Source organism: Stappia sp. (assembly GCF_048268045.1).
GTDB lineage: Bacteria > Pseudomonadota > Alphaproteobacteria > Rhizobiales > Stappiaceae > Stappia.
Genome location: NZ_JBLWWG010000004.1, coordinates 377,769 through 390,419, shown reverse-complemented (window position 1 = coordinate 390,419; position 12,651 = coordinate 377,769). Strand labels below are relative to the sequence as shown.

At 66.5% G+C, this 12,651-nt stretch carries 13 protein-coding genes; 6 read left to right on the top strand and 7 right to left on the bottom strand.

The genetic code is table 11. The features are described from left to right. Nucleotides 1–69 precede the first annotated feature (69 nt). Nucleotides 70–1,440 (bottom strand): ATP-binding protein, encoded by a 1,371-nt coding sequence (locus tag ACN0WF_RS09210; RefSeq protein ID WP_417772509.1) that lies wholly within the window; start codon nt 1,438–1,440, stop codon nt 70–72. A gap of 216 nt (nt 1,441–1,656) precedes the next feature. Here ACN0WF_RS09210 and ACN0WF_RS09205 point away from each other — a divergent pair, with 216 nt between their 5' ends. Then, nucleotides 1,657–2,247, top strand: coding sequence for a tetratricopeptide repeat protein (locus ACN0WF_RS09205; RefSeq protein WP_417772508.1), 591 nt, complete (start codon nt 1,657–1,659; stop codon nt 2,245–2,247). Here ACN0WF_RS09205 and ACN0WF_RS09200 read toward each other — a convergent pair. From ACN0WF_RS09200 to ACN0WF_RS09175, 6 genes are all read right to left on the bottom strand, one after another. Continuing rightward, nucleotides 2,221–2,964, bottom strand: coding sequence for a hypothetical protein (locus ACN0WF_RS09200; RefSeq protein ID WP_417772507.1), 744 nt, complete (start codon nt 2,962–2,964; stop codon nt 2,221–2,223). The two genes, ACN0WF_RS09205 and ACN0WF_RS09200, sit on opposite strands and share 27 nt — an antisense overlap. A gap of 15 nt (nt 2,965–2,979) precedes the next feature. Continuing rightward, on the bottom strand, nt 2,980–3,456 hold the full coding sequence (locus ACN0WF_RS09195; protein WP_417772506.1) for an SRPBCC family protein: 477 nt from the start codon (nt 3,454–3,456) through the stop codon (nt 2,980–2,982). A gap of 102 nt (nt 3,457–3,558) precedes the next feature. Then, the gene (locus tag ACN0WF_RS09190; RefSeq protein ID WP_417772505.1) at nt 3,559–4,404 is read right to left on the bottom strand and encodes an ABC transporter permease; all 846 of its coding nucleotides are present in this window, start codon (nt 4,402–4,404) and stop codon (nt 3,559–3,561) included. Continuing rightward, nucleotides 4,401–5,738, bottom strand: coding sequence for an ABC transporter permease (locus ACN0WF_RS09185; protein ID WP_417772504.1), 1,338 nt, complete (start codon nt 5,736–5,738; stop codon nt 4,401–4,403). The genes ACN0WF_RS09190 and ACN0WF_RS09185 overlap by 4 nt, the downstream gene beginning before the upstream one ends. Nucleotides 5,739–5,742: 4 nt before the next feature. Next, nucleotides 5,743–6,840, bottom strand: a complete 1,098-nt coding sequence (locus tag ACN0WF_RS09180; RefSeq protein WP_417772503.1) for an ABC transporter ATP-binding protein — start codon at nt 6,838–6,840, stop codon at nt 5,743–5,745. Between the two features lie 90 nt (nt 6,841–6,930). Beyond that, nucleotides 6,931–8,049: a substrate-binding domain-containing protein gene (locus ACN0WF_RS09175; RefSeq protein WP_417772502.1), complete on the bottom strand. Its 1,119-nt coding sequence runs from the start codon at nt 8,047–8,049 to the stop codon at nt 6,931–6,933. A gap of 353 nt (nt 8,050–8,402) precedes the next feature. Between ACN0WF_RS09175 and ACN0WF_RS09170 the strand changes: the two genes are divergently transcribed. The 5 genes from ACN0WF_RS09170 to ACN0WF_RS09150 all read left to right on the top strand — a co-directional run bounded on the left by ACN0WF_RS09170 (nt 8,403) and on the right by ACN0WF_RS09150 (nt 12,473). Then, on the top strand, nt 8,403–9,314 hold the full coding sequence (locus tag ACN0WF_RS09170) for an MBL fold metallo-hydrolase (protein WP_417772501.1): 912 nt from the start codon (nt 8,403–8,405) through the stop codon (nt 9,312–9,314). Nucleotides 9,315–9,397: 83 nt separating this feature from the next. Then, nucleotides 9,398–10,108, top strand: a complete 711-nt coding sequence (locus tag ACN0WF_RS09165; protein WP_417772500.1) for an HAD family hydrolase — start codon at nt 9,398–9,400, stop codon at nt 10,106–10,108. Then, entirely contained in the window at nt 10,105–10,824 is a 720-nt protein-coding gene (locus tag ACN0WF_RS09160) for an HAD family hydrolase (RefSeq protein ID WP_417772499.1), read from the top strand. The genes ACN0WF_RS09165 and ACN0WF_RS09160 overlap by 4 nt, the downstream gene beginning before the upstream one ends. 72 nt (nt 10,825–10,896) lie before the next feature. Then, nucleotides 10,897–11,955, top strand: coding sequence for a DUF1499 domain-containing protein (locus tag ACN0WF_RS09155; RefSeq protein ID WP_417772498.1), 1,059 nt, complete (start codon nt 10,897–10,899; stop codon nt 11,953–11,955). Between the two features lie 371 nt (nt 11,956–12,326). Beyond that, complete coding sequence (locus ACN0WF_RS09150; protein ID WP_417772497.1) at nt 12,327–12,473, top strand: hypothetical protein; 147 nt, start codon at nt 12,327–12,329, stop codon at nt 12,471–12,473. Nucleotides 12,474–12,651: the final 178 nt, after the last annotated feature.

Here is a 12,651-nt window from a genome sequence, read left to right as displayed (position 1 = left end):
CGCGCCGTGATCCTTCTATGAAGCTTTCGTATCCGTTTTATGACAGTATAAGCATATGAGTTATATGCATTATTTGTTTGAGCCAATCGCCGGGTGCGTTTCCGCAGCCGGTATTTTGACAGTAAACCGCGCCCCCTCCCCGAGCTTGCTCTCGATATCGAGGCGCGCCTTGTGACGGGTAAGGATGTGTTTCACGATGGCCAGACCGAGGCCGGTGCCCTTCATCTCGCGGCTCGTCGCGACGTCGGCGCGGTAGAAGCGCTCTGTCAGCCTCGGCAGATGCTCCGGCGCGATGCCTGGCCCATGGTCGCGCACGCTGATGCACCACTGCCGGGGAGCGCGTGCGGGGCCGTCCTCCCCCTCCCCGCCCTGGGCGAAAAGCGCGATCTCGACCCGACCGCCGGTCGCCCCGTACTTGATGCCGTTTTCCGTCAGGTTCTCGATGACCTCGATCAGTTCATCGCGGTCACCGCGCACCAGGCAGGGTGTCGCCGGGAACTCCAGCGACAGGTCCACGCCGAGGTCGTCGGCCACCGGCTTCAGCGTGTCCCCCGTCTGGCGGACCAGAGGCGCGAGGTCGATCACGGTTTCCGGCTGGACATGCGCCTTCATCTCGATCCGCGACAGTGACAGCAGATCGTCGATGAGCCGGCGCATCCGGTCGCCTTGCTGGAGCATGATGTTGAGAAAACGCTCGCGGGCGACGGCATCGTCGCGGGCCGGGCCGAGGAGCGTCTCGGCGAAGCCGGTGAGCGAAGCCAGCGGCGTGCGCAATTCATGGCTCGCGTTGGCGACGAAGTCGGCGCGCATCCGCTCCAGTCGGCGCTGTTCGGTGAGATCGCGCACCGTCACCAGGATCAGCCGGCGGCCTTCCGGTTCGTCCTGCCCGCCGGAGGCGTCCGCTGCAAGCGGCGCCACGGGCGACACATAGGCTTCCAGCCACTGCTCCGTCGGCACCTTCTCGCTCCACTCGATCCGCTGCGCCTCGCCGCTGGCGATGACCCGGTCGAGCGCCTCGATCAGGCCGGGTGAGCGCAGGCGGAAGGACACCGGATCGCCGGGGTGGGGATTGCCGAAACGTTCGCTCGCGGCGCGGTTGACATAGCGGGTGATGCCACGCGCATCGACGATGAAACAGGGGTTGTGGAGTGCATCGGCGATGCGCTTCATGCCCGCGTCCGGCCACGGCAACGCGGCACGCGCCTGGCGCAGGCGCCGGGCGGCAAGCGGCCGGCGCTGCGGCGCAAGCAAGGCGGCTGCGGCCAGAACGGCAAGGCCGATGGCAACCTGCGCGGGCGTCGCAACGCCCCCGCGCAGCACCAGCGCCGCCAGCAGCACCGCCGCGATCAGCACCCAGCGCTGCGCTTCGAGACGCTCGCGAAAGGGATGGCGCAGCCGCCCGCCGCCGGACCGCGGCCGGGATGTGGAGTTGTCGCTCATGCGCGTGGCCTCGCATGTGCCGGCGGATGAACCGCGCTCCGCGCGATGTCCGAATCCGGCAGGGGGTGGAGTGAAGCGTGCTTCATATCATGGCCCGGATGACAGCCCCAAGACACCGAAACCTAAGCGATTCTCGCAATATTCGTCTTCATCGTCAGAGGCGGTGATGCTAACAACGGTGGCGGGATCGACGCGGCAACGGGAGACACGGGCGCGATGACACCGAGGCAGGCTGCCACCAGGCTCCCCGGCGCGCTTTCCGCCGGTGATTGGCCAGTGGCGCACAAGGCACTGATCGTGCTGTCGAAGGCGGATCCCGCCAACGCCTCCCTTGCTTACAACCTCGGCCTCGTCCTGCGCCGCCTCGGGCGCGACCGGGAGGCCGAAAAGGCGCTCTCACGCGCCCTCGCCCTTGCTTGCGATCATCACAACGCCCGCTTCGAGCTGGCCGCCTGCCACATGGACCTTGGCGAAATGGACCGGGCGGAAGCTGGCTTCGATGCCTATTGCGCGGTGCGCGCGCAGGATGCGGATGCCTGGCTGAACCTCGCGCGGCTGCGGCTGCGGCGCGGCGACGGGCCGGGAGCCATCGACGCCTTCTCGCGACGCGCGGCTCTCGTCGAGTGGGATCTCGAAGCGGAGATCGGCAAGGCGGAGGCGCTGCTGCTTGTCGATGCGCAAGGTGGCCAGGCGGCGCTTGCGGCGCTGTTTCGCGCCCACGCGGGCGAGCGTCCGCGACTGCTCAAGGCGATGACGCAGGGACGCCGCGGACGGATGCCGCTATCGGCCTCCTCCCTTCTCGGCTGAGCCGCCGGGCCTGACCGGCCCGGCGCGGAACTCCTTGCGATAAAGTCCGGGAGACGACTGCAGCCCCTCCTGCACGGCACGATGACGCGCGCGCTCCGCATCCGTCATCGCCGCCACCGACAGTTCCAGCGCCTCGCGGCGGATGGGAAAGGCCTGGGCAACGGGCGTCCCGGCGGCAAGCCGCCCGGAAAAGCCCGGGTCCGTCCAGAGCGCGGGGAAATGCACATAGCCGTCGCGAAACCGGTCGCAGTCGACGAGGCCGGCGAGCGTGCGGAACGGCAGATCCTCGCGGTTGAGCGGATGGGTGAACAACAGCGACACGCCATCGGGCGCCTCCACTGTCCAAAAGTTGGTGAACTTGACGATGAACTGCCCGGGCTCGAGGCCGAAGGGAGCACCGTTTGCCTGCTCGGGCACATGCGCGCCAACGGGCGAGCGTGTCTCGGTCGCCGCCGCATCGAGCGGCGGATCCCAGTCCCAGGACAGCGTCCCGTCGGCGACCTCGACATCGGCGGCAAGGCGGAACATCACGCCAAGCGAAAGCGCATCGACGAGTGGCGGACACTGCTTCATGCCGCGCACCTCCACCCCGCCAAGCGTCTCGCTGACCACCATGGAGGGAAGCGCGCGCAGCCAGTCGGGAAGACTGGCGCGGGCAGGCACAGGCTCGGGCACATGACCCAGAAGCTCCGGCAGGCAGCGCAGGGCAAGCTTCATCCGCCGTTCAGCCCCTTATTTGCGCGCGCGCGCGGCCTCGGCCAGCCGGGCGAGGCAGAGCGGCCATCCCTCCGGCGCCGACATCGCCTCGCGGTAGGCATCAGCTCCATCGCCGTGGCGCAGGAAGTCGGTGTGGGTCAGCTCGACGCGCGTGCCGTCAGCGGCGGTGCGGAACTCGACCATGACGCGGCTCGAGGCAGCCGGGTCGGCAATGACCTCCCGGTTCGGGCCGATCTGCCAGGCGAGGCGAATGTAGAGCGGCCGCTCGATCGACAGCACCGTGCCCCAGACGATGCGCGGCCTGCCAGGCGCAAGCTCGGTACACGCCCCGCCGACCATCGGCTCGATGGACAGGTGGCAATCGGGATCATGGGAGAAGGTGTATTCGTTCGGCCACCACGCGGCCATGCGGTCGACGAAGAGCGCGAAGGCATCCTCGCGCAGATAGGGAAGCGTGGTGTCGAAGATGCAGGGCACTTCCGTCCCGGCCATGGGTGCGTCCTCGCGTAACTTGTTTTCGTTCGTGCGCGCCTTCGGGAATGCGACTCCGCCCCTCGGCATTGCGGCCAAGGTGACAAGCCTTTCCAGCGTCCGTCAACCGGACTTGTCGCTGCGCTGCGAAAGAACCCAGGCCGTGGCGGCGACAATGGTGATCAGCACGAAGATGACGCCGATAACATTGACCACGGGCGACAGACCGAACCGCATGCGCGCGCCGATCTCGGTCACCAGCGTCCAGCTCGAACCGATGGCGAAGAAGGTGGTGTTGTAGTTCTCGATCGACTGGAGGAACGAGATCACCGCAGCCGTCAGCACCGTCGGCATGAGGAAAGGCAGCGTGATGCGCCGGAAGACGAAGATCGACGATGCGCCAAGGTCAAGCGCCGCCTCCTCCAGCACCCGGTCCTGACGCTGCAGGCGCGCCATGAACATCAGCATGCAGTAGGAGGCGATGAAGGCAGCCTGCGCGATAGAAGCCGTCAGCAGCCCCGCCTCCACGCCGAAGACATCGCGCCAGAAGATCATCGTCGTCGCGCCCAGCACGATGCCGGGCGTCAGGATCGGCGAGACCAGCACGGTGTAGAGCAGCGTCGAGGCGCCGGAGCGCAGCCGCGTCAGAATGAGCGCGCCGGCAAGGCCCAGCGGTATCGCGATGACGATGACGCCGAAGGCGATCTGCAGGGAGTGCAGCAACCCGTCGATGAAGCGCTGGTCCTGCGGCAGTTCGCGGAACCACTTCAGCGAGAAGCCCTGCCAGTCGGTGACCGACGGGGTCGGATTGGCGTTGAAGGCTGCCGCCACCATGAAAAGAAGCGGCAGGAACATGTAGGCAAAGAAGACGACGAGATAGCCGGCGAGGATCGCGTCCGACCAGTCGCGGGTCTTCTTGCGGGCCGGGGCGTGGGCCGTCGGCGCGATGTCTGTGTTGGCCGCGCTCATTTGGCGATATCCCTGATGCCGACGCGGAAGACGGCCATGTTGATCAGAATGAAGAGAAGGCAGGCGACAAGCAGCGCCAGCGAATAGGCCGCGCCTTCGTTCCAGGCGTCCGCCTCGAAGAAACGACGGTAGATGACCTGCGAGAACCAGTCCGGGTGCAGGCCGCGCCCGACGATCTCTGGCGCCGCGATGGACCCGGCCGACAGCATGAAGGTCATGATCGCGCCGACGGCGATGCCCGGCTTGGCGTGCGGCAGCACCACGCGCCAGTGAATGCGCCACATGGAACTTCCGAGATCCTTCGCCGCCTCGATCTGGTTGCGGTCGAGCGTCTCGATGGTGTTGTAGATCGGAAACACCATGAACAGCACATAGGCATAGACCATCACGGTGAAGACCGCGCCGTTGGAGGCAACGAAGCGCAGCCCCTCGCCAGCACTCATGTCGATCAGCCCGAGCAGGTCGAGCAAACCATTGAGAATACCCTGCTTTTCCAGGATCATGACCCAGGAGAAAATGCGCAGCAGCTCATTGATCGCATAGGGGATGATGAGGCCAAGCATCATCAGCGCGACCTTGCGCGGATTGTCGGTCGTCGCCACCGCATAGGCAACCGGGTAGCACACGACGAAGGACAGCACCGTGACGCAGAGCGCATAGAAGAGCGTCGAGACGAAGATCTTGAAGTGCAGCTCGCTCATGTCGGTGAAGTTTTTCGCCGAATAGCTCTCGTTGACGCCGACGGCGGAGGAATTGTTGGCCTCCTCCTTCTCGAGAACGGCGATCTTCTCCTGCAGGCCGGCCTTCTCGGTCTCCAGCGCCTGGATGCGCGTCTCCAGCTCGGATGGCGACAGGCTCGGCGTGGAGGAGCGGGCAAAGGGGCTCGGCGCAAGGCTCGGGCTCGGCGTCAGGCCAGGCAGTGACGGGCTTGGCGTTGAGGGACTGGGCGTTGAGGGACTGGGCGTTGAGGGACTGGGCGTCGACGGGGACGGACTGGGAACCAGCGACGGCGACGGTACAAGCGATGGTGACGGCACAAGCGGAAGCGCGCCGTCGGCGGGCGGGCTGGCCGGCCCGCCACTGTCCGAGGCCCGGGCGCGGTCGAGCTGAGCGCGCAGGTCGCGCAGGCTCTCGTCAATCTGGAAGACGCGCACATAGGCGTTGTCGATATCGACGGAGAGCGTCGCCGCCTCGCCGCCGCGATCGCTGTAGGTGAAGGCACGCTCGATCATGCGCACCTGCGGCAGGACGATCAGGATCAGGATCCAGCCCACCGTCAGCAGCACGAAGAGGCCCGTCAGTCCCTTTCCGTAGCTCTTGACCAGAGATCCCATGGCTTCAGGCGCCCCCGCCCGTTGTCGCGTCGGGGCGCATCACCAGCGTGTCGCCGGCGGCGAAGACCAGTGTCTGCTCGCGCGCGGCACCGAGCATGGCATCGCCGGTGTTGTGCAGGCTCACCTGGACCGGCTCACCCGCGGCTTCCAGATGCAGGTTGACCAGCGGGCCCTCGAGGTCGCGCCGCTGCAGGAGGGCGGACATCCGGTTGACGTCGTTCTCGGCCGCCGCCTCGCCGAGGCGGATGCGCTCCGGGCGGACCATGGCAAGCGCCGCGTCACCGACCGCCAGATCGTGGCGGTTGAGGCCGCGGATCGGGCCGTGGCGCGTCTCAACCTCCACGTGACCGTTGACGGTCGATGTGACCTTGCCGGCGAAGACATTCTGCTCGCCGACGAAACCGGCGACGAAGGAGGTCCGCGGGTTGTTGTAGATCTCGTCGGCGGAGGCGACCTGCTCGATCACGCCGCGGTTCATCACCGCGACGCGGTCGGACATGGTCAGCGCCTCGCCCTGGTCATGGGTGATGTAGATGAAGGTGACGCCGGTCTTGCGCTGCAGCTCCTTGAGCTCGGCGCGCATGTGCTGGCGAAGCTTGAGGTCGAGCGCCGACAGCGGCTCGTCGAGAAGCAGAACCGACGGCTCGACGGCGAGCGCGCGCGCGATGGCGACGCGCTGGCGCTGGCCGCCGGAAAGCTCGGAGGGACGTTTCTCGCCCTGCCCGTCGAGCGCCACCATGGCCAGGAGCTCCTCGGCGCGCTCGCGGCGCTTCTTCTTCGAGACACCGCGCGCCTCGAGCCCGAAGGCCACGTTCTCCCAGACGCTCATCAGCGGAAAGAGAGCCAGGTTCTGGAAGATCAGCGCCGTCGGTCGCGCATTCGGGCGGATGCCCGTCATGCTGCTGGTTCCGATGCGGATATCGCCCGAACTCGGATCAAGGAACCCCGAGACCATGCGCAGGATCGTGGTCTTGCCGCAGCCCGAGGGACCGAGAATGGAGAAGAACTCCCCGGCATTTACCGTGAGGTCCGTTGGTTGCACCGCGACGAAATCGCCGAACCGCATCGATACCCCGTCGAGAACGACGTCCTGTCCGTGCATCTGCCCCTCTTTGTCGTTTTGGCGGGAGATCCCGCAAAAGCCTCGCGGACCGCGGCACGGGGCCGCGATCCGCGCGATCTGTCAGACGCCTCAGGCGTTGGTGATCTTGTCGACGTATTCCTGGCGCATCGGCGCGACCCACGGCTGGTCGGCCGGCCACCACCACAGGTTCGCCAGGTTCTCCGCGTTGTAGGTGTCGGCGAACTGCTGCTTGTAGGTGTCGCCAGCATAGTCGGCGGCGCCGGCCACGGCCGAGTTGTAGCCAGTGTTGGCGCACATCAGGCCGGCCATCTTCGGGTCGAGCATCGCGTTGAGGAAGGTATAGCCCTGCTCGACGTTCTCAGCGCCCGACGGCATGCCGACGGAGTCCATCCAGGTGATGCCGCCCTCCTTGGGCATGCGGTACTTCCACTTGGCGTCCTCGCGATTGAGGAGAAGGCCGGTGGTGTCCCAGGTCTGACCGATCTGAGCGCCGGCCTGCTTGAACGCGTTGATCGCCTCGGTGGCGTTGTTCCAGAAGGCGGCAATGTTGGACTTGTGCTCGATGATGAACTGGGTGCAGGCATCGAACGCGCGCCGCGCATCCTCTTCCGACTTGTAGACGTCGGTCATGCGGTTGGAATTGAACTTGCCGATCGCTTCCAGATAGAGGCCGACACCCATCAGGGCCGACTTCTGGCGGAAGGAGGCCTTGCCGACCGCTTCCGGGGTCCACATGTCGCCGAAGGAAACAGCGTCGGCGTTGAAGACGGTGCTGTCGAGCGTGATCGCCTCGGTGCCCCAGTTGAACGGCAGCAGCATGCGCTTGCCGCGATAGGTGCCGCCGAGCTGGATGCTGTCGCGCAGCATCGAGGGGATCAGAGCGTCGAGCTTGACCTTGCTCTCGTCGATCGGCGCCAGAAGGCCGTCGGGATAGTAGTTGTTGCCGTTGGTGATCGACGGGAAGATCACATCGAAGCCCTTGCCGCCGGCGGCGCGCAGCTTCTGCTCGGCCTCGTCGTTCGAGCCGTAGGTCGACAGGTTGACCTTGATGCCGGTATCGCCCTCGAACTTGTCGATCATGTTCTGCTGGATGTAATCGCCCCAGGCGAAAACATTGACCTGACCCGAGGAGGCCAGCGCGTCACCGGCCTTCAAAATGGCAGGCACCGCAAGAACGGTCGACGCGGCGGCCGACCCCTTCAGCATGGAACGACGTGAAATTTTCATGAGGACCTCTCCCGTTGGACAAATTATGGACCTGACGACGACCATCCAAGCGGAGAAGACCACTCGGGTCGTTGCCATCGCCAATAGGTCAAATTGACAACGCTTGTGTGACACAAACCGTCGCGCAACCCTGCCGGGATCCTCCCTCCCTTGGCCGGTCGCGCGCGCATTTTGCGCGGAACTACTTTGCCGCGCAAGCAGTTGCGCTACGGAAGCCCGCCCCCACTTTCCATGCAGGTCGGATCGCGGCGCTTGCCTCGGCGAAGTCTGATCGGCTAAAGCCGCCGGGAAGCAGGCCGTCGCGGCCGATTCCCGGCGTTCAAATCGAGGCCGCACGCCCCTCGGGAGGTTCGATGACAGCACTGCGCCACGACAGGACCTTCGACCCCGCCCACGGGACGGCCGTCACGCTTTCCGATGCGGTGCGCCGGATCACGGTCGACAACCCCGGCCCCTTCACCTTCCACGGCACCAACACCTACCTCGTTGGCCGCGACGAGGTGGCGGTGATCGATCCGGGCCCCCTCGACCGGAACCATGCACGGCTGATCCTGGAGACCGCCGGCAAGGCTCCCATCTCGGCGATCGTCGTCTCCCACACCCATATGGACCACTCGCCCTGCGCACGGCTGCTGAGGGAAATGACCGGCGCGCCCATCGTCGGCTGCGCGCCGCACCGGGCGGCACGGGCGCTCGCCGGGGGCGAGGTCAATCCGCTCGACGCCAGCGGCGACCGGGAGCACCGCGCCGACAGGGAGATGGCGGACGGCGACAGCCTCACCGTCGACGGGCTGACGCTGAGCGCGGTTGAGACCCCTGGCCACACGGCCAATCACCTCGCCTTCGCCCTCGACGAGGGCGACGTGCTTTTCTCCGCCGATCACGTGATGGCCTGGTCGACCTCCATCGTCGCGCCTCCGGACGGGTCGATGCGCCAGTACATGACTTCGCTCGACCGGCTGATGGCGCTCGACCATGCTCTCTACCTGCCAGGCCACGGCGGGCCGGTGATGGAGCCCGCACCCTATCTCGAGGCATTGAAGGCGCATCGCAAGGCCCGCGAGCGCGCGCTTCTCGACCAGCTCGCGAAGGGGCCTGCATCGATCCGCGAGATGGTCGCCACCATTTACCGCGACGTCGACCCGGCGCTCCACGGCGCTGCCGCGCTGTCCATGCTGGCGCAGGCGGAATGGCTCGTCGAACGCGGCCTGATCCTTGCCGGCGACACTGTTCCCGATCCCGCCACACGCCTGCGGCTTGCCTGAGCCCGGCGCTTTGACGAAGACGTGCGGGCATGGCAAGACTGCCCGCCTGTGCGCCCGCATCCTTCTCCAAACGGACTGAAACCATGCAGATCAAGGCCGTCCTCTTCGACCGCGACGGAACCCTCACCGACTTCGACCGCACCTGGGGGCCGGCCATCGCCGCCGTTCTCGGTGAACTCGCGAACGGCGACGACGACACCCTCGCGATGCTTGAGGACATGGCGATGTTCGACGTCGCGCGGCAGTGCTTCACCGGGCCTTCGGTGCTTAAGGTGCAGACGCCGGCGGACTATTCCGCCGCCTGGGCGGAGGCACTTGGCGAGAGCGACCATGCCGCCATGCTGGAGCGCATCGAGGCGACCCTGCTTGCCCGCTGCGGCATCAACGTCACACCTTTCGACGGCGTTGTCGACACGCTGAAGGGGCTCGTCGCCGCCGGCATTCCCATCGGCCTTGCCACCAATGGCACCGAGGCCTCGGCGCGCCACCAGATGGACGTGCTCGGCCTCGGCTCCGACTTCAGCTTCCTGGCGGGTTATGATTCCGGCTTCGGCCGCAAGCCGGAGCCTGGCCAGCTTCTCGCCTTCGCCCGGCACACCGGCTTCGCGCCGTCCGAGATCGCCATGGTCGGCGACAGCCTACACGACATGCACGCGGCCGAGGCGGCCGGCATGATCCGTGTCGCCGTGACCACCGGCGCTGTCGCGCGCGAGGCGCTGGAACCGGCGGCCGACCACGTCTTCGACAAGATGTCCGATCTTCTGACGCTGGCGCTTGGAGAGGCCGTCGAATGACGGGCGCCTTCCCGCCCGTCCGTGCGGTCCTGTTCGACAAGGACGGCACGCTGATCGACTTCCAGGCGACCTGGGGCCCGACCTTTCACGCGCTGATCGCCCATCTGGCAGGGAACGACGAAGCCGTGATGGAGCGGCTCGCCAAGGCGAGCGGTTATCACCTGGACAGCCGGACGTTCGATGCCGATTCCGTTCTTGTCGCCGGCTCGAACGATGATGTTGTCGAGGCCTACGCGGAGATCCTCGGCCTTGCCGATCCGTCGGCGCTGGCGTTGGAGGTCAACGCCATCATCGGCGAGATGAGCCTGCCGTTCCTCAGCGGCTTTCCCGATCTCGACGCGGCCACCGCCCGCCTGCTCGAGCTCGGGCTCGTGCTCGGCGTCGCCACCAACGATTCGGAAGCCTCGGCCCGCGCCCAGATGCAGGCGCTCGGCCTCACCGACCGGTTCCGCTCGATCATCGGCTTTGACAGCGGCCATGGCGCCAAGCCGGCGCCAGGCATGGTGACGGCGTTTTGCACGCTCAACGACCTCGCCCCGGGCGAGGTCGTGATGGTCGGCGACAGCCTGCACGACATGCACGCGGGCCGCGCGGCGGGCGCGCGCACGCTCGCGGTGACCACCGGCCTGATCGAGCCGGCAACCCTCGAGGGCCACGCCGACGCCATCGTCGGCTCGCTTGCCGCTGCGGTCGACTGGATCTCGGCCCAGCGCTGAAGGCGGCTTCGCACGGCCACGGGGGCGTGCTAAGCCCTTGGCAGATACAACAACGGGACCCGCGTGTCCGCCATGCGAAAGACCCTTCCCACGCGCCGCTCGCGGCTCGCAGATCTCAGCCTGCGCTGCGCCCGCTACGGGGTGCCCGTGCTGGTGATCGCCGTTCTCGCGCATCGCAGCGGCCTCGTGGCCACCCCCCAGTTCCTTCTCGCGATCAGCCTCGGCTCACTGATCGGACTGGTCGCCCTGGTCGGTGCACTCGCTGCGATGATCTCCCTCTGGCGCAACGGCGGAGCGGGATGGGCACGCGCGTTGCGTGCGCTGGTCTATGCGCTGGTGGCACTGCTGCCGCTGGCCGGCGCGTCTGTCGCCTTCGTGCAGTACCCCATGCTTTCCGACGTGAGCACGGACCCGCTGTCGCCGCCCTCGCTCGGGCCGGACGACACGGAGCTGCCGACGCAGGAACAGCTTGCGCTTCAGAACGAGGCCTATCCCGATCTGGTGACCCGGCGGTTCCGCATCTCGCCCGGAGAACTGCACCAGGCGGCGCTCAAGGTCGCGACCCAGTCGGGGTGGCAGCTGACCGCCGAGCTTCCACCGGGAATGCCCGACGAGCCAACCCGGTTTCAGGCCGTGGCGGTCTCGCCCGTCTTCGGGTTTCGAGACGATGTCGCCGTGCGCATCCTGCCAGACCCTGTCGGCGCACGGCTCGACATCCGCTCCGCCTCGCGCGTCGGCACCCATGACCTCGGCGCCAACGCGCGCCGCATTCGCGGCTTCTTCCGCGATCTCGACGCGGTGTTGCTCGAGGCCTATGGCGTGATCGAAACCGTGGACGAGGAGGTCGAGGGCGTCGTGCCGGACGAGCTACCGCCGCTCGACCCGAATGCGCCCGCGCCCGCCAATCTGCCGCCACCGCTGCCGGGCTTCAAGCCTGCGGCGGAGGCGCCCCTCGACACCCCGAGGGCCAGTGCCGGCGAAGACGGACAGGCAGGCGAGGCCGACGCCATTGCGGAGCCCGAGGTGCTTCCCGACGATCTCCAGGAGATCTACCAGGAGGAGCCCGACGCGTCTCCCGCGACGCGCGAAACATCTCCCTTATCGCGGTTGAATCCCGTTGCCGGGCAATAGACAGCCGGCAAAAGGCACGGGCATGACATCGCCCGTGATCACAATCGTCAGACCGTCGCGCGAGCGCCAAAAATGACCTTACGTCATCTTCGACTGAGGAATGACACTTCGAATAATTCGTCAAATATTTGATTTTACTCATCTTATCACGACATCCCAGCGCCCGGGATGGGCAATGTGACCGGCTCTTTTGCGTCTCTCGCCATGGAAATTTCGGCCCAGGAAAGCTTTTTGATTACAGGAAGATAAGGAATGTGACTGGCGTCACGGTGTTTCCCTCCCCAATCCTTAGTTTGGTCCCAATTCCACGAGAATTGTCCAAGGCCAATCGGGACTTGCCGAGACCACACAACCCTACGCTGGACAGACCAATGACTGCCAAGAAGCCACAACCCGCAGAAACCACCCCGCGTCCCGACCTGGGCGCCCTCTACAAGCCTGTCGGCATCAGCGCCGTCACCGCGGCGACGCTGTGTCGCAAGCCGGATGTGCGCGTCAAGGCCGGCACCGGCCGATAAGTTTCCGGCCCCTCCAGGCCCTGCGATGGCAGCTTCGACCAGCGCCCTGCGACAGCAGTTATCCACTGCCGTATCGCGCGTTGCAAAACTGTGCGGATTCCCGGCTAAACTTCCGGAAACCGGCGCGCTCGGCCCTGCTTCGGGTGGAGCCGCCGGTATCCCGTCCCCCTCCCGGAGC

Excerpts from the sequence above, each read along its gene's own strand:
- ACN0WF_RS09210 (WP_417772509.1), bottom strand. The coding sequence starts at position 1,440 with ATGAGCGACAACTCCACATCCCGGCCGCGGTCCGGCGGCGGGCGGCTG.
- ACN0WF_RS09205 (WP_417772508.1), top strand. The coding sequence starts at position 1,657 with ATGACACCGAGGCAGGCTGCCACCAGGCTCCCCGGCGCGCTTTCCGCC.
- ACN0WF_RS09200 (WP_417772507.1), bottom strand. The coding sequence starts at position 2,964 with ATGAAGCTTGCCCTGCGCTGCCTGCCGGAGCTTCTGGGTCATGTGCCC.
- ACN0WF_RS09195 (WP_417772506.1), bottom strand. The coding sequence starts at position 3,456 with ATGGCCGGGACGGAAGTGCCCTGCATCTTCGACACCACGCTTCCCTAT.
- ACN0WF_RS09190 (WP_417772505.1), bottom strand. The coding sequence starts at position 4,404 with ATGAGCGCGGCCAACACAGACATCGCGCCGACGGCCCACGCCCCGGCC.
- ACN0WF_RS09185 (WP_417772504.1), bottom strand. The coding sequence starts at position 5,738 with ATGGGATCTCTGGTCAAGAGCTACGGAAAGGGACTGACGGGCCTCTTC.
- ACN0WF_RS09180 (WP_417772503.1), bottom strand. The coding sequence starts at position 6,840 with ATGCACGGACAGGACGTCGTTCTCGACGGGGTATCGATGCGGTTCGGC.
- ACN0WF_RS09175 (WP_417772502.1), bottom strand. The coding sequence starts at position 8,049 with ATGAAAATTTCACGTCGTTCCATGCTGAAGGGGTCGGCCGCCGCGTCG.
- ACN0WF_RS09170 (WP_417772501.1), top strand. The coding sequence starts at position 8,403 with ATGACAGCACTGCGCCACGACAGGACCTTCGACCCCGCCCACGGGACG.
- ACN0WF_RS09165 (WP_417772500.1), top strand. The coding sequence starts at position 9,398 with ATGCAGATCAAGGCCGTCCTCTTCGACCGCGACGGAACCCTCACCGAC.
- ACN0WF_RS09160 (WP_417772499.1), top strand. The coding sequence starts at position 10,105 with ATGACGGGCGCCTTCCCGCCCGTCCGTGCGGTCCTGTTCGACAAGGAC.
- ACN0WF_RS09155 (WP_417772498.1), top strand. The coding sequence starts at position 10,897 with ATGCGAAAGACCCTTCCCACGCGCCGCTCGCGGCTCGCAGATCTCAGC.
- ACN0WF_RS09150 (WP_417772497.1), top strand. The coding sequence starts at position 12,327 with ATGACTGCCAAGAAGCCACAACCCGCAGAAACCACCCCGCGTCCCGAC.